This is a genomic window from Gracilibacillus salinarum (genome assembly GCF_022919575.1).
GTDB classification, from domain to species: Bacteria; Bacillota; Bacilli; order Bacillales; family Amphibacillaceae; genus Gracilibacillus; species Gracilibacillus salinarum.
The window spans coordinates 920338-944130 of record NZ_CP095071.1; the positions used below are offsets into that span (position 1 = coordinate 920338).

Annotated in this window: 24 protein-coding genes; 7 read left to right on the top strand and 17 right to left on the bottom strand. The window is 42.4% G+C overall.

The window, feature by feature from the left end; genetic code table 11:
* Nucleotides 1-103: 103 nt before the first annotated feature.
* Together MUN87_RS04635 and pulA are read right to left on the bottom strand one after the other, a co-directional pair.
* Nucleotides 104-1087: a hypothetical protein gene (locus tag MUN87_RS04635; RefSeq protein ID WP_244746509.1), complete on the bottom strand. Its 984-nt coding sequence runs from the start codon at nt 1085-1087 to the stop codon at nt 104-106.
* 342 nt (nt 1088-1429) lie between these two features.
* Nucleotides 1430-3538, bottom strand: coding sequence for a type I pullulanase (gene pulA / locus MUN87_RS04640; RefSeq protein ID WP_244746510.1), 2109 nt, complete (start codon nt 3536-3538; stop codon nt 1430-1432).
* Nucleotides 3539-3670: 132 nt separating this feature from the next.
* On the opposite strand from pulA, the gene glgB reads away from it, so the two are divergent.
* From glgB to MUN87_RS04665, 5 genes are all read left to right on the top strand, one after another.
* Nucleotides 3671-5584: a 1,4-alpha-glucan branching protein GlgB gene (gene glgB / locus MUN87_RS04645; protein WP_244746511.1), complete on the top strand. Its 1914-nt coding sequence runs from the start codon at nt 3671-3673 to the stop codon at nt 5582-5584.
* Nucleotides 5581-6738, top strand: coding sequence for a glucose-1-phosphate adenylyltransferase (locus MUN87_RS04650; RefSeq protein WP_244746512.1), 1158 nt, complete (start codon nt 5581-5583; stop codon nt 6736-6738). The genes glgB and MUN87_RS04650 overlap by 4 nt, the downstream gene beginning before the upstream one ends.
* On the top strand, nt 6735-7838 hold the full coding sequence (gene glgD / locus MUN87_RS04655) for a glucose-1-phosphate adenylyltransferase subunit GlgD (protein ID WP_244746513.1): 1104 nt from the start codon (nt 6735-6737) through the stop codon (nt 7836-7838). Before MUN87_RS04650 ends, glgD begins: the two co-directional genes overlap by 4 nt.
* Before the next feature lie 12 nt (nt 7839-7850).
* On the top strand, nt 7851-9284 hold the full coding sequence (locus tag MUN87_RS04660) for a glycogen synthase (protein WP_244746514.1): 1434 nt from the start codon (nt 7851-7853) through the stop codon (nt 9282-9284).
* A gap of 69 nt (nt 9285-9353) precedes the next feature.
* Nucleotides 9354-11690: a glycogen/starch/alpha-glucan phosphorylase gene (locus MUN87_RS04665; RefSeq protein ID WP_439649657.1), complete on the top strand. Its 2337-nt coding sequence runs from the start codon at nt 9354-9356 to the stop codon at nt 11688-11690.
* A 606-nt stretch (nt 11691-12296) separates the two neighbouring features.
* Here the strand turns inward: MUN87_RS04665 and MUN87_RS04670 are convergent.
* From MUN87_RS04670 to MUN87_RS04740, 15 genes are all read right to left on the bottom strand, one after another.
* A complete protein-coding gene (locus tag MUN87_RS04670) occupies nt 12297-12875 on the bottom strand; it encodes an Ntn hydrolase family protein (protein ID WP_244746516.1) in 579 nt (192 codons plus the stop codon).
* Nucleotides 12875-13624, bottom strand: a complete 750-nt coding sequence (locus MUN87_RS04675) for a hypothetical protein (RefSeq protein WP_244746517.1) — start codon at nt 13622-13624, stop codon at nt 12875-12877. Before MUN87_RS04675 ends, MUN87_RS04670 begins: the two co-directional genes overlap by 1 nt.
* A gap of 59 nt (nt 13625-13683) precedes the next feature.
* Nucleotides 13684-13989, bottom strand: a complete 306-nt coding sequence (locus MUN87_RS04680; protein ID WP_244746518.1) for a hypothetical protein — start codon at nt 13987-13989, stop codon at nt 13684-13686.
* Nucleotides 13990-14099: 110 nt separating this feature from the next.
* A complete protein-coding gene (locus MUN87_RS04685; RefSeq protein WP_244746519.1) occupies nt 14100-14885 on the bottom strand; it encodes a hypothetical protein in 786 nt (261 codons plus the stop codon).
* The gene (locus MUN87_RS04690; protein WP_244746520.1) at nt 14867-15304 is read right to left on the bottom strand and encodes a hypothetical protein; all 438 of its coding nucleotides are present in this window, start codon (nt 15302-15304) and stop codon (nt 14867-14869) included. Before MUN87_RS04690 ends, MUN87_RS04685 begins: the two co-directional genes overlap by 19 nt.
* Before the next feature lie 5 nt (nt 15305-15309).
* On the bottom strand, nt 15310-15669 hold the full coding sequence (locus MUN87_RS04695) for a hypothetical protein (RefSeq protein WP_244746521.1): 360 nt from the start codon (nt 15667-15669) through the stop codon (nt 15310-15312).
* 208 nt (nt 15670-15877) lie between these two features.
* A complete protein-coding gene (locus tag MUN87_RS04700; RefSeq protein WP_244746522.1) occupies nt 15878-16582 on the bottom strand; it encodes a hypothetical protein in 705 nt (234 codons plus the stop codon).
* Between the two features lie 149 nt (nt 16583-16731).
* Nucleotides 16732-16947 carry a hypothetical protein gene (locus MUN87_RS04705; protein WP_244746523.1) on the bottom strand — a complete coding sequence of 72 codons (216 nt, stop codon included), beginning with the start codon at nt 16945-16947 and terminating at the stop codon, nt 16732-16734.
* On the bottom strand, nt 16944-17102 hold the full coding sequence (locus tag MUN87_RS04710; RefSeq protein ID WP_244746524.1) for a hypothetical protein: 159 nt from the start codon (nt 17100-17102) through the stop codon (nt 16944-16946). Before MUN87_RS04710 ends, MUN87_RS04705 begins: the two co-directional genes overlap by 4 nt.
* A gap of 133 nt (nt 17103-17235) precedes the next feature.
* On the bottom strand, nt 17236-17736 hold the full coding sequence (locus tag MUN87_RS04715; RefSeq protein WP_244746525.1) for a hypothetical protein: 501 nt from the start codon (nt 17734-17736) through the stop codon (nt 17236-17238).
* Nucleotides 17737-18033: 297 nt separating this feature from the next.
* Nucleotides 18034-18855, bottom strand: a complete 822-nt coding sequence (locus MUN87_RS04720; protein WP_244746526.1) for a hypothetical protein — start codon at nt 18853-18855, stop codon at nt 18034-18036.
* 58 nt (nt 18856-18913) lie between these two features.
* On the bottom strand, nt 18914-20161 hold the full coding sequence (locus tag MUN87_RS04725; RefSeq protein WP_244746527.1) for a YonV family putative phage-derived protein: 1248 nt from the start codon (nt 20159-20161) through the stop codon (nt 18914-18916).
* A gap of 305 nt (nt 20162-20466) precedes the next feature.
* Entirely contained in the window at nt 20467-20883 is a 417-nt protein-coding gene (locus tag MUN87_RS04730; protein WP_244746528.1) for a hypothetical protein, read from the bottom strand.
* 793 nt (nt 20884-21676) lie between these two features.
* On the bottom strand, nt 21677-21970 hold the full coding sequence (locus MUN87_RS04735; RefSeq protein ID WP_244746529.1) for a hypothetical protein: 294 nt from the start codon (nt 21968-21970) through the stop codon (nt 21677-21679).
* Nucleotides 21971-22038: 68 nt separating this feature from the next.
* On the bottom strand, nt 22039-22233 hold the full coding sequence (locus MUN87_RS04740; RefSeq protein WP_244746530.1) for a hypothetical protein: 195 nt from the start codon (nt 22231-22233) through the stop codon (nt 22039-22041).
* Nucleotides 22234-22412: 179 nt separating this feature from the next.
* On the opposite strand from MUN87_RS04740, the gene MUN87_RS04745 reads away from it, so the two are divergent.
* Together MUN87_RS04745 and MUN87_RS04750 are read left to right on the top strand one after the other, a co-directional pair.
* Entirely contained in the window at nt 22413-22631 is a 219-nt protein-coding gene (locus MUN87_RS04745) for a helix-turn-helix domain-containing protein (RefSeq protein WP_244746531.1), read from the top strand.
* Nucleotides 22632-23009: 378 nt separating this feature from the next.
* A complete protein-coding gene (locus tag MUN87_RS04750; protein ID WP_244746532.1) occupies nt 23010-23579 on the top strand; it encodes a recombinase family protein in 570 nt (189 codons plus the stop codon).
* The last annotated feature ends 214 nt before the right edge of the window (nt 23580-23793 follow it).

Consider the following 23793-nt stretch of genomic DNA (forward strand, 5'->3'; position numbering starts at 1 on the left):
CCGAACGCAAATTGCAACCATCTTATTATAACATAATTGCTCTTGCTTTCAATAATAATAACGTATGTAGTGAAATTTTCGCAATAGATATGATAGGAGACTATCAAACATCAAGCAGACTGCCATACAATGTCTCTGATGTTTCAATCATATTCACATAGTGTTTTTTGAGATTAGAGGCTGTTCGTTCATCCTCCGGCTCTACTAACTGAAAGCTTCGATTTACATAAAAGCATAATGCATCCGCAAGTAATTCGTAGTTTTCTTCGTGAGGTAAAAAAGGTGTATATACATACATAAATCTTTCTAGAATGAATTGTATCATCTGATATTCCGTAGGATTTTGATGTTGGAGATTATCTAAGTAATGCAATACTCCTGTCGTAAAGCTAACTGGCAATACTGCATCTGCCTCTTCCACATTCCATTTATCTGTTATTTGAAATTTTTCAATATGTATAGGGTCTTCCAATTTGACATGTTCGAAATATTCCAGCAAGGCTGTTTTCACTACCGGATGAATGGTTGGCTCTGACAGCATATCCCGAAGTAATGATTTATCACGATATACACCCAATTTTAACAATCGCTTGACTAAATACCACTGCTGTCGGTCATTCCGTTCAAAGACAGCTACATTTAATCGCTCCAACACATCTGCATACGAATTCTGATCTTCATGCTGTTGTAACTCTTTGCTTAACTGATACATATGTTGCAGCTGGTTAACAATATGTGACGGTATATCTGTATGTAATAAAGCATCTTCTACTATGTGCATGACCTCACTGTATTTGCTCGACTGAAATAACAGCGTAGCATAAATATGTACATAGGAAGCATAAAAACTATCTTTCTTCGCGATCAATTCCTCACATAATTCTTCTGCATCTGCTTGCATATTCAGTTCCATCATACATATCAATTTTCCGGTCATTACTTCATGTGTTTGAACACCGTTGTCCGTCAGTTGATCAAAATATTCGAAGGCTTGATTAAATTGATTCTCTTGCATGGCAGTTTTAGCTTTTTCCTCAAGGTTATCTTTCCATTTTGGAAAAATTATGACCTTTTCCCGTTCTTCCATCTTCTCACCTGCCTTCTATATATGTAGTAAGTACTATTATAAATTTATTAATGGAAAGAAACAAGTAGGAGGAATAAAAGGAATTCTTCCATCCCTTTCCATTCACGTCATTAAAACCATGTCTAAAGACTCCTCTTATTCAATATTTTTGAAAAACTCGGCATTCGTCTTCTCTATCAGCGAGTGCCGAAATTTTTCTTCAACTATCTTCCTCACCGCCAACAACTCATTCTTTCTTAATATGTGAGAATGAATGGTCTATCTATTTTTCTGCAAACTTTACTTTCCTATTCCCATAAACCACACCACGTAACCTCTTATTCAATTATTACACAGTTCCTGTTACCATCTGTTCTTTTTCCATACCGCGAGTTCATACCCTGCAAGTTCAATCTCTGTTTGGTCTGTAAAGTATACAGGCGCGGAAGCTGTTGAATAATTGCTTACGATTTTTTCCCATCTGCCAAGCGCGGCTAAATTTGTCTTTTTCACTTCATTTGTTGGATTGATGAAAATAGTAAAATCTTCGTTTGGTCCAATTAACATGTATGCAAAGACAGGAAGCGGCGCTGGAATTATATGCAGAAAGGCTTTCGTTTTGTCCTCATTCCCGAGTCGGAAATGAGGGTATTGGTTGCGTAAAGCAATTAACTGCTGAACCCAAACCACATTTTCATCCTCTTTGACTCGTTGAAGCCAATCCAATTGATTGATTTCATCACCTGCATTGTAACTGTTCTCATTCCCATTTTTTGATCTGTAAAATTCCTGGCCAGCATGAAGGAATGGGACACCTTGGCTCAGCAGCACCATACCTGTAGCTAGCTGATGCATCCTCTTCTGTTTTTCTTCTGATACATCGGGATTCGAACGCGCAAAAAAATCAGCTAATGTTAAATTGTCGTGGCATTCTACATAATTGACAGATTGCAGCGGGGTTGAAAAGAGCGTATTTCCGAACCGACTATCTGCACTGCCCGCAATTAATGCGGCAATTCTGTCATGAAACTGACCATTACCATTAACAAATCCTTTCTGATTCTGATCAAACAAATTTCCCTTGAGCACATCTCTGTACTGATCATTAAAGAAGCTGATGTTTGGAAGGACTGAAGCTTGAGAGAGGCTTGCTTTCTTATGCTTATCACTTGTTATTGCCGTTTCCATTTCCCATCCCTCGCCCAGTAGTAGAATGGGGCGATCGCATGCTTGGCATCGTTCACTTATAGCTGTCATCGTCTCAACATCAATCAGTCCCATCAGATCAAACCGAAAACCATCCACCCGGAATTCCTCTAACCAATAGTCAATTGTTTCGAGAAGTAATTTTCGTACCATCACTCGTTCAGTTGCCAAGTCATTACCTGTACCGCTCCCATTACTTATCGTGCCATCCTGATAAAAGCGAAAGTAATAGCCTGGCACTAGAGCCTCGAGGACTGAATGTTCATAGGCAAACACATGATTAAAAACAACATCCAGTATGACACCGATACCTTGCTCATGAAAAGCCGCAACCATTCTTTTACATTCAATGATCCGGGTCATTGGTTCATCAGGATTTGTCGCATAGCTACCTTCAGGCACCATATAATAAAGTGGATCATAGCCCCAGTTATATTGACAGGATGGGTTTCGTTCATCCACCCGTGCATAGTCCTGGATCGGCAACAGCTGCACATGGGTAATTCCTAATTCCTTCATATAATATAACGCAGTTGCATAATCCTCCTCTGTTGTCGTATTTTTTTCAGTCAGGCCTAAATACTTACCTCGATGTTGTACACCGCTCGTTGCTGCGACAGTGGCATCACGTACATGCAGTTCATAAATAACTGCGTCCTGTTTTTCAACAGAAGGAGAGGATAATTGCCGAAATGCTGTTGGATCTGTTTTTGACAAATCCATCACAACACTACATTCACTATTAGCCTTCATGCCTTTCGCATAGGGATCATTTACAAGTTGTTCCTTTCGATTAATCGTTACCGCGTATTGAAAAGGACTCCCCGCTAAATCGCCATTCATCTCTAATTGCCAGACACCATTCGTTTTTCTAATCATTGGATAACGCTTGTTATTCATACATACTTCCACCTTGGTAGCTGTAGGTGACCAGACCTTAAAAGTCGTTTTTTCAGTCGTATAGTTCGCACCTAATTCTTCTGCTTCGGCCGTATAATGTCTTTCAAACCAATCAGTCCATACTATATGCCGTGGATCGATCGGTATGTAATTGTCTCCAACAATCAGGTGCATCTCCTCTCCTAAAACCACCGTTTCTTCCAGATGAAGATACAAGGTATGTTCATCTGCACGTTCGATAGATAGAACCTGAAAGGATTGGGATGAAGCAATAACTTTCACATTTTCTCTTGAAACAAAAGCTGTATCAGGATGTTCCAACACGACAACATCCGGCTCATCAATATATGCCTGAAAACAGTCCATAACCTTCTCCCTCTCATAAAATTGCACCCAATAATTATCTTTGCATAATTGGTGTACAAGTAATATTGCGTTACTTCAAGTCATAGAATAATAACAGTTTAACATTCCACAGGTGTAAGGAAAGGAGTATCTATGAAACAAGCAATTACAGAAACGGATATCTATTTATTCCACCAAGGCACTCACTACCAAAGCTATCAATTCCTTGGCTGTCATCTTATGCAGGAGGACAATCAAGCAGGGCTGCGCTTCACAGTTTGGGCACCTCACGCTGTGCAAGTAAATGTTGCCGGCGATTTCAATCATTGGACCGGTTCTGGTTATTCACTTGAGAAGATCAGCACAAACGGTTTGTGGTCGGGATTTTTCACTGATATTCCCAACAATATTTCTTATAAATATATGATTACACCACAACATGGAACACCCTTTTTAAAAGCAGATCCTTATGCCGTTCAATCAGAGCTGCGACCACGTACTGCTTCTGTTATCCCTTCATTTGATATATATACGTGGAATGATCAAAAATGGGAATCTAATAAACAAGTTAACACTCCTTATCCAGCCGCGATGCTTATATATGAATTACACCTGGGCACCTGGAAGACAAAAGAAGACGGCAGTTATTATCATTATAATGAATTAGCCAGTGTTTTAATTCCTTATATAAAAAAGTTAGGTTATACCCATATTGAATTGTTACCTGTAGCAGAACATCCATTCGATTTATCATGGGGTTATCAAATCACTGGATATTACGCACCCACCAGCCGATATGGCACGGCAGATCAGTTCAAGTACTTCATTGACCAGTGTCACCAACACGATATTGGTATAATTCTCGACTGGGTTCCAGGACACTTCTGCAAGGATGAGCATGGATTACGACTTTTCGATGGCGAACCCCTGTATGAATATCGTGATGCCAGTAAAGCAGAGAAACGTTCTTGGGGAACATTAACCTTTGACTTTGGTCGACCGGAGGTTCAAAGCTTTTTAATTTCTAATGCCATTTACTGGTTGAAGGAATTTCACATCGATGGTTTGCGCATAGATGCTGTTGCAAGTATGTTCTACCTTAATTTTGATCGAGGAGACGATGAGGAGCAAATATTAAATAGCTTTGGTGGAGATCAGAACTTAGAAGCGGTCGCGTTTATCAAAAAATTAAACGAAATCGTATTTACTTACTATCCGCATGCACTCATGATGGCAGAAGACAGTTCTGATTTACCTATGATCAGCTGGCCAACATCGAACGGTGGCTACGGATTTAATTTCAAATGGAATATGGGCTGGATGAATGATGTATTAACCTATATGGAGTACGATCCTGTTTACCGGAAATGGCATCATCATTTACTAACCTTCTCTATGATGTATGCATATAGTGAGAATTTCGTTCTTCCTTTGTCTCATGATGAAGTCGTTCATGGAAAAAAATCACTGTTAAACAAAATGCCAGGTGATCAATGGCAGCAATTCGCTAATTTACGCTTACTTCTCGGCTATATGATGGTACATCCAGGAAAAAAACTAATGTTCATGGGTGGTGAATTCGGTCAATATATTGAATGGCGTGATCAGGAGGAATTAGATTGGCTTCTCTTAGAATACCCATTACACCACGCCCATCAACATTACGTACAAAAACTGAATCATTTCTATTTGGCTCAGCCGGCATTGTATCAACTGGACTTCGATCCGGCTGGTTTTCAATGGATTGATGCAGATAACAACGAACAAAGCATTCTACTATTCATCAGGAAAGCAAAGGAGAGCGAACACAACTTAATCATCCTATGTAATTTTACACCTAATGTTTATTACGACTATCGCATAGGCGTTCCATTCCCTGGTACGTATGTAGAGATTTTTAACTCAGATGCAGCACCCTTTGGTGGATCTGATCAACTGAACTCTGCAAAGTATTTCAGTCTTCCAGAACAATGGCACGGCCATGCACAGCACATCCAAGTAAAGGTTCCACCTTTAGCTATCGCGATTTTCACCAGAGAACAACATAAAAAGGAGGATAAGGAATGAAAAAAGAATGTGTGACCATGCTTTTGGCCGGTGGTGTTGGAAAGCGTCTCGGTTTATTAACGAAAAACCTTGCCAAACCGGCAGTCCCTTTCGGTGGAAGGTATCGAATTATTGATTTCACACTTAGCAACTGCTTGAACTCTCGTATGTATACCGTAGGCGTTCTTACCCAATATTCTCCATTTGTACTGCATAAACATATCGGTGTCGGAAAACCATGGGATCTTGATCGATTAGAAGATGGCCTCGCGATCCTTTCCCCCTACACAGAGAATGATGGCGGCAACTGGTATCTCGGAACAGCAGATGCCATTACTAAAAATATGAAATTCATCGAGCGTTATCAGCCGGAATATTTAGTTGTATTATCCGGAGACCACATATACCATATGGACTATGATAAACTGCTGCAATATCACAAAGATCAAAAAGCGGATGTAACGATTGCTGCACTTGAAATCCCTTTAAATGAAGCCTCCCGTTTCGGCATCGTCAACACCGACGAAAACTTAAAAATCTATCAATTTGAAGAAAAGCCAAAAGAACCTAAAAACAACCTAGCTTCTATGGGCATTTATATATTTAATTGGACATTATTAAAAGAATATTTGGAAGCTGACATGGTCAATCCCGCCTCACAGCATGATTTCGGACATGATATTATACCGACAATGCTTGCTAATCAATGTTCGATGTACGCATACCGCTTTACAGGCTACTGGAAAGATGTTGGTACCATTCAAAGCTATTGGGAAGCACATATGGATCTATTAGAAGATGATATACCGTTCTCATTGAACAACGATGATTGGCGCATTTATTCGCACGATTCTAATTTCGCACCACAATTAATTGAAGAAGGGGCCTCTATCAAGCAATCCTTAATCAATAATGGCTGTATGATTGCAGGGGATGTGCAACAGTCCGTCCTGTTTGAAAATGTAAGGATCGGTACAGACACAACTGTTGATCAATCTATTTTATTACCTGGTGGAAGAATAGGCGACAACGTCACATTAAAGCGTGTCATCGTGCAGGAAAATGTTATTATCCCAGATCATACCACGATCATATCCTTACCTGACGAAGAACCAATCGTTATCTCGAATGAAAACATAGACGTTATTTCCGTAAATCGGGGGGTTGCGCCATGAAGACCATGATCGGCCTAATAAATTTAGAACATGAATATGATTTTTTGAACGAGCTGACCTATTTTCGTTGTGGAGCTGCCACTCCCTTCGCCGGTCGTTATCGTCTGATTGATTTCACTTTATCCAACATGACTAAATCATACATGAACGAGATTGCTATTTTCGCTAAACATAAATACCGTTCCTTGATTGATCATCTAGGTTCAGGAGCAGACTGGGATCTGAATAAACGACATGGCGGTTTATTTATTTTACCTCCACAGTGGCATGACCCACACGATGTTTCCAAAGGAGATCTGCGCCATTTCCGTAATAATTGGGATTTCTTTGAACGATGCAAATCGGAATATGTACTAATCAGTGGCAGTCAGTTCATATCTAACATGCACTATAATCATTTATTCGAACAGCACCTTGGATCAGGAGCTGACGTCACTATTCTCACCAGTCAGTACGATTTAAAGCCTGAGCATACTAGTTGTTTAAAAGTAGAAGCTGATGACCAAGGTAATGTCACAGCCTTTACTAATGATACCAAAAATAACCATGTGTATACCGGGGTCTATTTATTAAGAAAATCCCTGCTCTATTCCTTGATGGAAGAATGCATCGCCAATAACAAGAGTAATTTTTTCCTGGATGGCATTCAGAATAACCTTGACCGATTAAAGATTCAAGTCTATAACTATCAAGGCTATAGCATGATCGTCAATTCTATTGATAGCTACTATCGCCAAAATCTTTCCTTATTAGATTCAGATAATTATCAGCAATTATTTCCAAACGGTGAAAGAGTCTACACCAAAATTGGTAATCAACCACCAACTAAATATAACAGCTCAGCCAAAATAGCGAAATCACTTATTGCCACAGGAGGGATTATTAATGGCGAAGTAGAAAACAGCATTCTCTTCCGTGGAGTAAAAGTAGGCAAAGGAGCAAAAATAAAAAATTCGATTATTTTACAGCATTGCAAGATTGAGGATGGTGCGCATATAGAAAATGTGATTCTGGATAAAGATGTGACTGTCACCGAAGACCAGCTGTTAAAAGGGGCAAAGGAACAACCATTTATCATCGCAAAGCGAAGTACGGTTTAAAGGAGCTGACTTATGACACGTGTATTATTTGTTGCTTCTGAAGCATCCCCTTTTGTCAAAACCGGTGGATTAGCAGATGTCATCGGGTCACTCCCACAAGCATTAAATAAGCGGAATGACGTCCAAGTCCGAGTGGTCCTCCCTCTCTACCAGGAAACTCTTGACAAATGGGAGGATACTATCAAGGAATTTCTGTCGTTTACAGTCGATGTTGGCTGGAGACATCATCACGTTAAAGTCTACCAATTGTTTCATCAGGATACACACTACTATTTCATTCATAATGATTACTATTTCTCCAGACATCAAATATATGGCTATGACGACGACGGTGAACGATTTATCTTCTTCTGTCAGGCAGTTTGCGCAATGCTTTCTAAATTAGAAGATTTCCCTGTCGACATTTTGCACGCTCATGACTGGCAAGCTGCTTTGTCTATCGCATTTAGCAAGATTCAATATCCAGATTGGCAACTCCAAACAGTGTATACGATCCATAATTTAAAATATCAAGGCATCATGCAAAAATATGCTTTTTCTGATTTATTTAATCTAGCACCAGATCATATCGCTGGATTTGAATGGAATGGTTTATTGAACTGTATGAAGGCTGGCTTGTTCCATGCTGACAAGATTACAACGGTAAGCCCAACCTATGCAGAGGAAATAAAAACACATTATTTCGGTGAAGGCCTACATTCCATCCTTAACGAACGGCATCAGGATGTCTCAGGTATATTGAACGGAATTGATATCGAGGAATATAATCCAATGACCGATAGTGCACTTGTTTGTCCCTACGACCATGCAGGTAATAGCAAGCGGTCTAACAAAAAAGCACTGCAACAACAATTAGGGTTACCCGTAAATGCAGACATTCCATTATATGTTATGGTTTCCCGACTGGTGGAACAGAAGGGTTTTCATCTTGTACAACGTATTATCGATGAATTTCTAACAGAAGATGTTCAGTTTATTATTCTTGGAACTGGCGATCACGAATTCGAGGATTATTTTTACCACGCAGCGTGTCGCAACCATTCCAAGCTCGTAACCTACTTAGGTTTCAGCGAATCATTAGCGAGACAAATTTATGCATCTAGTGATTTTTTTGTGATGCCATCCTTATTTGAACCATGTGGGTTATCACAATTAATAGCACTTCAGTATAGATCAGTTCCGATCGTAAGAGAAACAGGTGGTCTAAAAGACACCGTACAGGCCTATAATGAACACAATTTAAGCGGAAATGGATTTAGCTTTCCGAACTATAACGCACATGATTTACTGCACGTGTTACGTTATTCACTGCAAATCTATCATGATGAGACACAATGGAAGGCACTCCACCACAATATTGATAAAAGCAGTTTTAACTGGCAGCAGTCCGCTGATGCCTATGTGCAATTATATCATTCGTTGATAAAGTCACAGAAAGGAGAATGAGCACCTTTGAAAAAGTGGACACCTGCATTGTTTATTTCTCAGTTAGAAAGCATCTTTAAAGAACATGAAATGGAAATCAAAGTGGCTTCATCCACAGATATGTATTATGCGATCAGTTCACTGATCAACCAGGAGATTGAACGGAATTGGAAGAAAACAGAGAAGCGTTATCACTCTAAGCGACCAAAACAGCTCTATTACCTTTCGATGGAATTTCTAATCGGTGGCTTACTTAAAAATAACCTTTTTCATTATGACATGCTCGATAGTTGTAACCAAGCAATGACAGAACTTGGCTTTGACCCCGAACAGATCTTTCAGGAAGAACGTGATCCCGGTCTGGGAAATGGCGGTTTAGGACGACTCGCCGCTTGTTTTCTCGATTCTATGGCAGCCCTCCAGTATCCGGGACATGGCTACGGTATCCGTTACCGGTATGGTCTGTTCGAACAACGGATCATTAACGGTTACCAGACCGAATTGCCTGACTATTGGCTAGACTCCCCTTACCCTTGGGAAGTCCGCAAAATCGATGAGGCAGTAGAAATTGAATATGGCGGTTCCGTACATATGCAACAAGCTGAGGATGGCTCTTTTACTTGCACTTATCACAACACCGATAAAGTACTTGCCGTCCCATATGACGTACCGATTGTCGGCTTTCGAAATAAAGTGGTCAACACATTACGCCTGTGGAGTGCAGAACCGGCAGATGCTGTTCAACAACCTAACGAAACGGAATACTACCACCAGTTAGAACATCATCATGCGATTGAACAAATTTCCGGATTTCTCTATCCAGACGATTCAAGTGAAGAAGGAAAATTGCTACGATTAAAACAACAATATTTTTTGGTAGCTGCGAGCTTGCAGAAGATATTGAGGGAGTATCAGGAAAACGTTCGGAAACCTTTATCCAAAATGCCGGAAAAAGTCGTCATCCAGATCAATGACACTCACCCCAGTTTAGCTATTCCAGAAATGATGCGTATCTTAATGGATGAAGAATCGCTTGGCTGGGACGATGCGTGGCAGATCACCAATCATACTTTCGCTTATACCAATCACACATTAATGAGCGAAGCCTTAGAAAAATGGCCAGTTACTGTAATGCAGCAGCTGCTTCCTCGCCTATACATGATTATTAATGAAATCAACGAACGATTTTGTCGCGGGATTTGGGAAGAACATTCGGAATTAAGAGAACGTATTCCAGAGATGGCGATTATTGCTGACGGTTACGTTCATATGGCGAGACTGGCCGTTGTCGGCAGCTTCAGCGTCAATGGTGTAGCAAAACTCCATACCCAAATTTTAAAAACACAGGAAATGAAGGATTTTTACCATCTGTATCCGAAACGATTTAATAATAAAACGAATGGCATTACTCACAGACGCTGGTTATTAATGGCCAACCCACGTTTAGCAGAAGTGATTACCGAAACGATCAGTTCTCATTGGATCACAAGACCACGCGAACTGACCCATTTATTGCGACACATTAATGATAAGCCACTCCTTGATCAGCTCGATGTCATCAAAAATAAAAACAAACAAAGATTGGCTGACTACATTCAGCAAACAACTGGTATTCTGGTTGATCATCAATCAATATTTGATGTCCAGATTAAACGGCTACATGAATACAAACGGCAATTATTAAATATTTTCCATGTGATCTATTTATATAATGAACTGAAGGAAAACCCTCTGTTGGATATCACACCAAGGACCTTTATTTTCGCAGCCAAAGCAGCTCCCAGCTACTATTTCGCAAAAGAAGTGATCAAACTGATTAACACCGTTGCTTCCATTGTCAATCATGACGTTGCGATCAACGGGAAGCTTAAGGTTGTTTTCTTGGAAAATTATAATGTCTCGTTAGCAGAGAGGATCATACCTGCAGTCGATCTAAGCGAACAAATCTCCACTGCCGGGAAAGAAGCTTCCGGTACCGGTAATATGAAAATGATGATGAACGGTGCGTTAACGATCGGTACATTAGACGGTGCCAATATTGAAATGAAGCAGCTGGTAAGTGAAGCCAATATCTTCTTATTCGGTTTGCAATCTGATGAGGTCTTCCAGTATTACGAAAACGGTGAGTATCAGGCGAACGAACTGTACCAGACCGACGACCGACTGGCAAAAATATTAGATCAATTACGTGATGGCTATTTCGGTCATGAATTTAAAGATATCTGTTACCAGCTGCTCTCCACTAATGATCCCTATTTTATATTGAAAGATTTCGATGACTATGTAGAAACACATCAGCATATTGATCAGACGTACCGTAATAAGGACAGCTGGTTGTCTAAAAGTCTGGTGAACATTGCCCATTCAGGGAAATTTTCGAGTGATCGGACGATAAGGGAATATGCGACTAGTATTTGGAAGTTGTAAAGAGGAAAAGCAAGTAATCCGATGTGCGGGTTACTTGCTTTTAGTTATATGGCTAAATTTAGAATGTACAGGACTGAAATATCTATTAAGAGAAAAGCATCAGACAAAAACAGACCCATATGATCGATATAATTCTCACTTAGAACAAAGGCGCAAGCGCCCGTTTAGAGACGTAGCGAGTGGAGCGAATCAACTGAGATAAAGGAATCACGGTGAGCTTGCGAATCGATGATGACTTATCGTAGGGCGATTTCGCGAAGTCGCCTAGTCTCTGGGCGCTGGAGCCGGACGTGGCCGTTTCTGTCTGCGAACATCATATAGCCTAAAATTTATTCTTTCTTGACTTATAAAAATAGCCTCACAACGATAATCGTTGCGAGGCTTTAGCTAACGTCCCAGGCAGGATTCGAACCTGCGTTCTACATACGGCGTATAAAGCCTATCCGTCCATTAATACGGTAGCTGATTCGGTCATTGAGTCGGACAACCGACGTTTTAACCTATCGTACCATTAACGGAAGAAAATAGCAAGCCGTAGAACGTAATTAAGTGACCGATTACCTTGCTTCGGTTTTCTCATTGCGTCTGAGACGTCCTCAGCAACGCTTACTTACTAATCGCAATTACTTCGCAACCTTCTGAAACGTAACTGTCCTTGCTCGCCACCTCTGCGTTAACGCCACTCAGTAGCGAGATAAGGCGTTGACTACTATAGTCGGATAACTCTCCGAAGGCTTTCGCGATAAAAGGCTCTGCGGAAACATTCGAGTACATAACTCGCCAAACTGCCTCTGAAGGCTTAGGCGCATAAGTCTGCCCTTTGTAGTTATCTTCGTGCGACATTTCGATTATCGTTATCTTATTTCCGTTACCTATTCCGGCAACTATAACCCGTTGCTGCAAGTCCGGATTAGCTGCTAACGCTTTTCGCAGGTATCTACGTATCATACCCGCAACTGCTTGCACGGTTGCCTTAGGCTTTTTCGACTGTTGCTCGGATAAGTAGTTATTTAGCTCGATCATAACGTTTAAGTCTCCGGTTAATCCGAACGCCACTTTGTCGTTAAATCGGAACACTTTATTAATTCCGGATAAGGTTTTCGATTCATCTTTAAAACTTACGGCTTTATAGTCACCGCTGATTACGACTTTATCGTGCATTGCGATCGCTATTACTAACGACATTAATACTTGCCTCCTAAATCGGATTGAATAAACATCCGTGAAATAATATTCGCATTTACTCGGCATAAGGTATCCGGAGTTAGCGTTACTTCGTGCCACTGACCTCGTAGAATCTTGCCGTCCGAGTCCTTTGCTAAATACGGAATTAAGTCTAACTCATCCGCACTAGTTCCGGAAAAGGGAACAGGGTTTCCGTCCACTTCGATTGTGACATTACTAGGCATCGTATTTAACTTGTAGATACCATGCTGAATGTCGTGAACGTGGTCGGGTAACGTAATATCGTGCGTGTGGCTCGGAATCGTTACGTTATGGCTGTGGTTCGGAATTGTTACACTATGATCATGTGAAGGTATAGAGACGCTATGGCTATGATTTGGTATAGAGACGCTATGGCTATGGTTTAACGTAGAAGTCGGAACTGTGATCGTGTGAAAGTGTCGACCTGATGGCGCTGGTGATCCGTCTTGATCTAGCCCACTATCGAATTGTAGCGTTGCAAACGGACTATTTTGCGCACTAGTAACGCTTGTTCCTCCTCCGGAGTTTGTACTCGTTACCGTACCGCCTCCGGACGTTGTTGTTTCTGTTGTTCCGCCACCCGACGTTGTAGTTCTCGTCGATCCTCCGCCACTTGACGTAGATTCTACCGTAGCTCCTCCGCCCTCAGTCGCTTTGGCATAACCTCTGAATTTTCGGAATGCAAAGCCGGCTTTCTTGCGTTTTAATACTGTTGCGTGTGTTTTCATTCGTTTTCCTCCTCGGTAATTTTAGATAAATAAAAAGAACGCCTTTAAGGCGCTCCTCTTTATGCGAAAGTTACGGTACTAACTACTTCGTCCGCTTCGTATTTGTCGACTAAGTGCGTTTCTAACGCTGTGCTTAGCGTAACCTCTGCCGGCAAAGTAACGTTGATAGTTAGCTCCCCTTCGTTATTGTCGATTGCGTCAGCTACTACCGTTTTAATGGTATCCTCGATAAAGTCCACCGCGGTCATGTTGCTGTAGATGGACGTTAATACGTTCTTTCCGTCCAGCTTTGCGTTCATCGAGCGGTATCCTTTGGCGTGCTTTGTTTCCTCGTACATTTTCGTTGTGATTGTTACGTTTTTCATCGTTAAAATTTCCCCTTTTTAAGTTTATTTTTACGCTCCTCCTGCGCCGACACACAGTACAGACGGAGCAATATTGATATCGCTTACATAGTTGCGTTAGCTTTATTCGCTTAAACTTTATGCGCGCGACTTCTTACGTTCTTGTACGTTCTAAACTCGGTTGTTACTCCCATCGGTAACTGGTCGGCTAATTTACTCGCAAGCAAGTCGAGGTTATCTACCTTTTGGACGCTAGATAATAACCCCTTTGCGTTTAATGCGGTAGTCTCGTACTTCTCCGCTTTGGCGTTAATATCATCGACTAAGCCGTTAAGCTGCCCCTGTAAAGCCGTTTTAACCTCGTCGGACTGATAACCGATGGTACGCTCCGCCTCTTTAACGATACTAGCAAACTCGGTAACGTTAGGCGCTGACTTCACTTTTAAAGCGAATCTATTCGCGATCTGTTCCGCTTGCTCTTTGTCGGAAGTAGTTACGTGTACCTTCGCAGTGGCAGACTTTTTGTAAGCGTCCTCTACCATTTGCGCTCTAAGGTCGTTCCATTCCGATTGTAAGGCGGTTGCATTCGCCTCATATTCCGCGTACAGCTTATCGAGTTCATACTTTTTGTACTCGTCCGTGTGAAGCGGATTATCCGAGTCGTTAATTTTGTCTCGGCTCTTTCTGTACGAATTATGCAAGCGCTGTGCTTCCGTCCTAAATTCGTCATAGCGTCCGAAGCTAGTTTCCGTAGCCTTTCCGCTTTGGATTAAGGCGTCCGCTTGTTTGTCGTCTATATTCGCCACTGAGTGCTGTTCGTTGTTCCCTACGTTTTCTAACATAAATAATCGTTTTGTCATCGTTAAATTTCCCCTTTGTAAGTTTATTTTGTTCCGCTTTAGGCGAACGGATTCCATGCTTTACTGACTTTCGACTTGCCTACCGGATCAACGTAACTTCTACCGCCGGACACTTCCTCCGACAACTCTAAAGCACTGCGCTCGATATCTTCTCTCGTATCACCGGACAGGTAAGGCGTATATCTATCTAGCTGTTCGTGCGTAAATCCGGCGTCAATTAACGCTTTTTGCTTTAGTGCATCGAAATATTTACGCTTATACTCTTCCTGCTCTTCGTCGGAAGGTTCCGGCTCTTGCTGTGGCTCCGGCTCTTTTGCCGGCTCTTGTGTAGGTTCGCTTTGACCGTCTTCAAGCTCCTGCGTAAGCTCTGCAATTCTACCTTTCAACTGTTCGACCTCTTTCTCGTGCTTCAAGCGTTCTCTTTTCAATCGGTCTCTTACAATCTCGTTAACTTTGTCTTGCGTTAGCTCTGACATATTTCTTACACCCCTCTGTAGAATTTATTTGTCATGCCTTTGGCTTTAAGGCGTCTAACAGCCTCGCGTCCAATCTCGGCTTTGTCTTTCTTCTTAGGTTGGTTCTGTTTACCATTACCGAGGCTAGGCTCAACGTACTTTTTTGTCGGTGGAATGTCTTCCTTTAATATCTCGACAGACTCTTTAAATTCCTGCGAAGTATCTCCGACAACTTTCGGTAAATACTTGTCGGCTTGCTCTTCGGTGTAACCTGCATCCGTCAAAGCCTTGCGTTTTTTGTCTTTGGTTGCCTGTTGTTTATCCGCGTCAATGTTAGCTTGTAGCTGTTCGAATAACTCTCTATAATTCGGTTGCTCTTCGCTCATTAATATCTCCGCCCCTTTACTCGATAATATTTTTCTTGCCGGCGTTTCCGGCTTCTTAATTCGTTTTTAAGCGTTGGATACGGATTTTGCTCGAATACTGTTCGGAATGATTGCACTCCCTTAGGTGGTCGGTCTGTATCCATCGGTATTCCGTTTTTGTTGCGTTGTTTTGCTCTACTGTTTCGGTTTATTTTCTTCGGCATCTGTTCTACTCAACGTCCTTCCGTGTATATTTAATCGGCTCTTGCAGTCTTTCTGTAATCGTACTCTGCCGTGCTAAAGCGTCCTTGGCTAATAGCTCGGTTTCCTCTATATTTGTCTGCGCTGTAATCGACGGCTGTATTCGAACATACTCAACGCCTAGCCAATCCGTCACATTACTGTTATTCGCACCGATTGCTTGCACTCTAGCATACTCTGTGGCGTCTGTAAGTGGCGCTAAATATTCCACAAGATACTGGCTGCGTTCTTTTCGCGTCATAGCTTTCGGTACGTATATCGAATGTATAGCGTAAGTGTATCCGTTAGCCTTCTCCGTAATCCCGAAGCCAGTTGCTCCCGCTTCCTCGTCTTTAATGATATGAGCGAAAAACTTTCGATTACCGTCTCTCCAATGATATCCGTGCCTAAAACGTTTGCTATAGTCGGTCAGTGGTAAAGTGACGCCTTTAGTTTCGTCGACTACGGTTAACTGTTCGATATCGAAGTCCAGCGCCTCCACTACCTCGAAAGCGTCTGTCTGACTTCCGCTGCGGATTACCTCGGCGCTATTAGTTGGCGTTAACTTGTAGCCGGCTTCCGTTATCGTTAGGGTTCCGCCTTTAGCGAAGACTGGCGTTAAGGTATCGGCATGGACTAGCGTTGTAATGCCTTTGCCTAGCCGTCCGTGTTCCGTGATTTTCGTGTAATTCAATAAAACCGCTCCCTTTCGTTTAAATAAACAGATACGGCTTATATTCGCTAAAATAGTGCGCTAGTAAGGCGGTTTTTAGCACCTTAGGTATCGGTTAGGTACGATTAGTCCTAAACGTTATACAGTCCGTAAAAACCGCTTAGTGAGCGCTATTTTTTAGGCTTGAATAGGCGTATCTGATTCGTGTCTACAAGTCCAGTAACGGCAATAACCTTGCCGGCTTCGTCCGTGTCTGTTCGGATAATTTCCGCTTTAGCTTGTAACTGACGAACGTGTGGCGGATAGCTTGAATAAACTCGCCAGTATCCGTCCAGTGGTTCGTAAGTGTATACCGTTTCTTGTTCGGCTTTTGCGTAGAAACTCATTCGGAATCCACCTCCGCTTGTAGCGCGATTAACCGCTCTCTGATGCGAATTGATTCCGCCCAATGTGCCTGTAAGTCGTGCGTGATTCGACGTAAGTCTACGTGGATGGCTCCGAGTTCTGTTCGGAGTTGCTGTATTTGTTCATCGTACGTCATACGTATCCCCCTTTGAAATTGTAAGCGTTTTCATTTTAAAACGCTCGAAGTTTCTTTAATGTTCGACGTGTGTCTTCGTGCATTCGGTATTGACGGCGTAGTAGCGACTGGAGTAACAATTCGGTTCTACTCATTACGCCTCAGCTCGCTTGTTCGACGCCTGGACTTTATACGTAGCAAAGCGGACATTACCGGGCTCGTAGTTGCCTTCCGGATTAATGCGGTCAAGTGTCGTCTGCTTTTCGCTATGTTCAAGTGCGTGTGCGTTGTACGCTTCCACTACATCGCGATAGAAGTGTAAGAAGTCTTCTCGCCAGTGGTCGCATACTTGGACGCCTTTAGCTCCGTAGTTTTTGTAACTGTCGTGTTTATCGTTGTAGCATCGGTTCATCATGTTTCTCCAGGTGCTGTAGATACGTGTGTTTGTCATCCGGTTTGTTGACGACCTCTCCATACTAAGGCAACCGCAAGACTTTGTGTTTCCGTTTCGTAGGTTATCTCCGGAAACTATTACAGCGCCTCCGCACTCGCATTCGCACAGCCAGCATGCGTGTCCGTTTTTACTGTTTTCTACACGTTTCATCACCGTTAATCGTCCGTAAGTTTTACCTGTAATATTTTTTAATTTTGCCATTGTCAATCTCTCCTCAAATTTTATCGTCTCTCTCGTCAATCCAATCTGTTCCAATCCTATAAGTGTGCTTGCAGCTTACTTAAAGTCGAACTAACTTCGGCTGTTACGTGAAAGCCTTGTGACTTCAACTCGGCTAGTGCGTATAGATAGTCGATCATTTGCTCTACTGTCATCCTCTCGCTCCCCTTTCAATCAATCCGGCGTAAGTATATTATTTAAGAGAAACAGCCGACCCTCCTTCTCAGAAAAACTGTTCCCCCTTCACTGTTAACGCGGTTTTCTCCCTGCGAATTAGTGTTATTTCGCGACTTTTTTCAAAAAAGTTTCAAGTTTTTTCGACTTTACTTCTCGCTCGCTTAAATCGTGCACATTGTACGAAACAACCTCGCTACTCTCCCCGTTGTCGAAAGCCTCCGAGTCAATCCGCCTAGCCTTATCGGCTAATGTAGTCGCTCTCGTAATGCCGTAAGCCTTTGATGTGGCTTCGTCTGCAATCAACTGTAAACTATCCGCTTCAAACAGTCGGACGTGCTTCCGATACTCATGCTCGGACTGGCTTAGCCGAATGTCTTTGTATGCGCTAACAGGTAAATAAGTGCCGTTGTCGTACAGATTACTAGTCCGCTCAAACTCTCGGATAGCGTATTTTTCTGACTCTCGACACTCAGGCGAACAGTACGACTGACTTTTATGTTTCGGCTCGAATACGTTTAAACAAAAGCGGTGTTTGCAGTCGGTGTAGTTGTCGTAGGTGGCTTGCGCCTCTGCTTCGGTAACAGTTCCGGTGGATACTTCTAGCAGTAAGTCGTCGCGTAAGTCCGGCTCTGTGTAAGTCGACTTTGTTACGTATTGGTATTCTAACGCTCTCCAGTCGGCAGAAGTCCGTGTCTCTATCTCGCGTTGTTGTGCTTGGCGTTCTAAGTTTTCGGCTACATAGTCGAGTATATCTCCGAGGTCGGATAAGACTTCCGGCTTCGGATGGTGGTCGGCTTCTTCGAGTGCTCTTCCGATAGAGTCCGACACTAGTTCAAAGTCGGTTACGTTTGCTCGTTGAAACTGCTTCTTTAATCCTTTAACTTGGCGGTGGTCAATTCGCGTCTCTTCAATCATCTTCATCAATCAATCAGTCTCCCTTTTTAAAATGTGTTGGTTTTCGGTACTAATAACTTATTTATATCTATAACTGGTACTCCGCCCAATCTTTTAACAGCTTACGCATCCTACTACTCGGCAAGTAAAGTTCTACCGGTTCTCCGTTACGGATACGTGATCGATATATCCACTGGAGCAACTCTCCGACGGCATACGTATCATCGCTAATAGATACGCCGTTATCTTGAAAGAATACTTTGATATCTTGATTCATGTAGCGGTTAAAGATGTATGCCATAGCTCGCTTATCTCCGTATAAATTAGTTGCGCGTGCATTATGCGGAATAACCACTTTTGGCGGTTGCTTTTCTGCTCCTTTTTTACGGCGAGGCTCCTTGTATCCTTTAGGCTGAATCGTCTTTTCAATCTCTTTTAACGTAGAATAGTAAACCTCATCACGTTTAACCTGTGTGTGTGTTTCGAAAAAGCTTCGAAGGTTATTACGTACTTGCTTTAAAAAGTCGATATCACTACTTCGTTTGCTTAAATACGTAACACTTAGCGCATTTTTCCGCTTGCCAATGTCGTTTAACTTGCTTTGATGTATATCGATTAGTCGGTAAAGTTCTTGTCGGTTTTCTGACGTCTTGTCATAAGGAGTTAAAACGTATCTGTCTCCACTGGTTTTAACGGAATGTAATTCGAAGTCAAAGCCGTGCATGTCGAAGTAGTATTTCTGAATCTGCCCGTCAAATAGGTACGTCATAACGAACACGTCGTCAAACGCTTTAAAAACATCCGGCGGAAACGACCAAACGAGAAACTTACTTCGGTAATAGAATAGGTTTCCTGCCTGCGCTGTTAGACGTATATCTAAATAACGGCTATCGTCGTTAGGGTCGCCAGTCCATGTTACGCGGTTATTGCTAATCTCTATGTCTCCTGCACGTTCTAACTTGCGGATATCTGACGCCCTAACGTTAACTGGCTCTACACACGACATAACTTCGTCTAGGATTAGCGTATACCCAGCGTCAGTAAGTAGTTCAATTACCTCGTCGTCAGCCGTTCTAAATAACGCATGTGTAGACGCTATATCTTCGCCCCTAGCGATTAAATCTTTTAGGCTGCGAAGTTTAGTTCCCTCGTTATTACGGTTATCCGGTTCTTTGAACGTTCGACCTTTAACGTTATCTTTAATACGTTGTACCTCGTCAAGAAACGGAGTAATGTAGATAAACCGTTCTAAGTCGCTTGCCTCGTTCATACGTTGAATAGCGTATTGTGTTTTACCGCTCCCCATAATCGAATCAATTACGTTAATGTTGCTCATAAAATCTCTCCAATCCGTTAAATTTATCGCTAATTTATAGCGTTATTTTGTACGCTGTTTAGTCCGTTTTCGGACGCTAACCGTCCGAGATTGAAAGCGGAATCCTTGCGCCCCAAGGGATACAGCGTTTAATCCTTAAAAGAAAATAGTACGTTTTTTACTCGGAATAGTTCGAAATTGTATCGGTATTATTTATCGTCTATCTAAGGCTTGCTTTGCAAGCCTAGCTGTCTTTGACAGCTTAGGTACTACTAATAAAACGCCTATTACATTCGGAAATACATTAGCGAAAATAGATAACCTCGTTAGTACTTGTCGCCAATCAAAGCCGAAATATAACGCCTAACATACTCGGTTAACCTGACGCCATCTGTCGCCACTACATCGACCATCTTACGTAATATCGAAACTTCGGCGCTTGCTTTGTCTCGAATATTAGCGTAGTAATACCGAAGCCACCCTTCGCTAGCATAAGGCGTAATAGTCCGAAGTAGTGTTTCGTACCTCTTGAGCGCGTTCTCTAGGTCACGTTTAGCTTGCGCCTTGTTAACTGCCGAGCCACTTTCGACGGATTCCATTAGCTGTAATAGCGTGTGCCTAGCGTCCACCAGTAAGGCGTCAAAGTATTCCATTGACATAATTTCCGACTGTGCTTCCGTTGAGTTCGTATTCATCGTAACAACCCTCCGACTTCCGTAAATTGTTTTCAGTTCGCGATTCATCCGCGATCACCTCCTATAATTAACGTGGAATTTTCCCTGCAAATTAGCGCTTGCTTTTCGTCTGAGTATCGGTTATAATCAAGTTAGCGTAGAGTGGCGATAAATCTGTACTAGTCCTAAACGCCTAACAGGCGGCTAACTGTATCAGTTTTTACCGCCAAATTACATACGAGCCACACAGAGCGATTATAAGCGTTTTATGGCGCTTTCGGGTACGAACACCCTACTACACCCCTTAAAACGGCTGAGAGCGCCTCTATTTGCTTTTGAGAGCGTCAGTGTTTCGATGATTGGTGTCTGGAGGCAGAGTCCGACCTTTTTCGAAACTTAAAAGTAACCCCCTCACTTATAGCAAATTTCCAATTCCACATTTTTACAAGAATTAGGTTAGGAAAACGTTGTTATTTCCAAAGTTGTGTCTAAATTGTGAACGATTAGAACCATTATCGCTAAAAAAGGTATAAAAGTCCTACAACTTTTTTGCATTCGCTACCTATAGCGCCTGTTTACGACTTTTCACTTTTACCATTAATGGAAATTAATTACCATGATACAGGTAAAACCGTCTGTATTACTTTCAGTCATAAAACCCACCGGAAAATAAAACCCTCCTACTGTAACCTTCGTCAAACAGACACCTAACTCGGCACAATTCCGAAAATTTCTCAAAAAAAAATAAAGGAAGCGCCCTAAAACGCTCCCCTTAGTTCCGTTAAGCAACCACCACCACAAACGCCAACCCTGCGACAAACAAACCTGCGTAATACATATCCGTAACTGACAACCTCCGCATCTATTTCCGCCCCCAGTTCTTCGCCAAGTCTTTCCGCGCTAACTCTCTCCGCATAGTCGCCACTTCATCCGTGGAAAAGTCGACCTCTCCTCGCTCAATGCGTTCGATCATCAAGTCCGCCACATAATCCCGATTAGCTTCGAACCATTCTAAAGCCACCTGACGCTCTTCTAAAGCTTGCGCCTGTACCTCGGCTTTAACCTCCGGAGTTCCATATGCTGCTCGATCAGATTCCGAGAATAACGGAACCACCTTTCCACTTTTTGCGTCCATCCAGTTTACTTGTTCGCTCATAATTAATCCGCTCCAATCCGTAAAATATATATTTAGCGTGCATTTTCGCTCTGTTAGCTTTCACCTTGTTATCGAAATGCACGTGCTACACTTGCCTGGATATAAATTTCCATCATAGCGTAGTCTTTTTGCGCAAACTCTTTCGTACCTTCAATTTCGGTCATAAATTGCGCTAGTTTTTGATCGCGAGCTTCCGGAGTAGCTAGCTGACGATTAATATTATCTAGTTGGTGTAAGTACCGATTTACTTCGCGTAGTTGCATCCGGCAACCCTCCTTTCGTGTAAGTAAATTATATTATTGCGACTGCTTGGCTTTGTCTTATCGCTTAATTACATATTACAGTAATGCGTAATAAAAGTCAACGGTTAAATTACACTTTTGCGAAATTTATTAGTGTAGCGTATAATGAACGTAATAATAATAGAAGGGAACGAATCTAAATGCGACAAATAAAACTCACTCTCGACGGCCACATTAAACGGCTAGGATACTCACAAAAAGAGTTTGCAGAGTTATCCGGATTACGTACTGCAACAATTAGCCAGTTAGTTAACAATAAATATGACCGTATTCAACTGGCGCACCTGTTAACGGTTATGGAGACGCTAAAAATTACCGACTTTAACGAAATACTTACGATAGAAGAACCTCCGGAGTAAGGTTCCGCCAAAGGCTCCGAAAGTTGACCCCCGGTCTCCGAAAAACTTGGCGGAAATTACCGGAGCCTTGGCAGCGCCGTCCGAACGCTTGATCCCCGCCCCCTTAATCCGCGGAACCGCAACCGCTGAGCAAGCGGAATCCTCGTCAGTGGCGACAAAGCTAGCGTAAATGGCTAACGGTTAACGTCCGACTCGTAACGTCTGTTAGCGTCTATAAAACGAAGGATAAATACACGGTAAATAAACGGCTACAATCCTTCCGAAAATAATCCGATAACCGTCTACAAACTCGTTTATAAATTACCGTTGACTTCTCCATCCGTTTAATGTACGATATAGGTACAGTAAATACTCTAAAAATAACGGAGGTTGTTACCTATGAAAATCGGATATGCTCGCGTTAGTACGGCTGACCAATCGCTAAGTGTACAAGAAGACGCTTTAAACAGTGCCGGAGTTGAACGCCTATACTCGGAGAAAGATTCCGGTGGAAAATGGCAGCGCAAGGAATTACACCGAATGCTGGATGCCTTACGCCCTGGCGACACGTTAATCGTGTATAAACTTGACCGCTTAGCACGGTCACAGAAACAGTTACAAGACATCGCTCACATGTTGAAGAGTGGCGACATAGAACTCGTTAGTATCTCGGAACAGCTCGACACTAGGACGCCAATGGGTAAAGCTATGTTCGGAATGATCGGCATTATGGCGGAGTTAGAGCGTGACATGATTCGAGAACGTACAACGGCGGGCTTAGCGTCTGCACGTGCTAGAGGACGTAAAGGCGGACGTCCTAAGGCTGATCCTGCGAAGGTTAAAAAGGCGCTTGCGTTATACGATAGCAAAGAGTATTCCGTACCTCAGATAACGGAAGAGACCGGCATCAGTAAGGCGTTATTGTATAAGGAACTTAATAAACGGAAACAGTCTGGCGTAGGGAGTTAGTCCCTGCGTCTTTTTCGTGCTGCTGGCGACTACCCCTCGAGTTTTGGCGAGGTATGTCCGTCGTGAACGTGCCGTCTGATTAAACGGAACCCTTGTCGGAATGTAGTCGCCACACTCTTACGGAACCCCTTACGGAACTATATTCGCTTGCTCCGAGGTTAGTTAGTCGAGTAACTAACCGCCACTGTAACCCTATTCAACCTCCGACTGTATC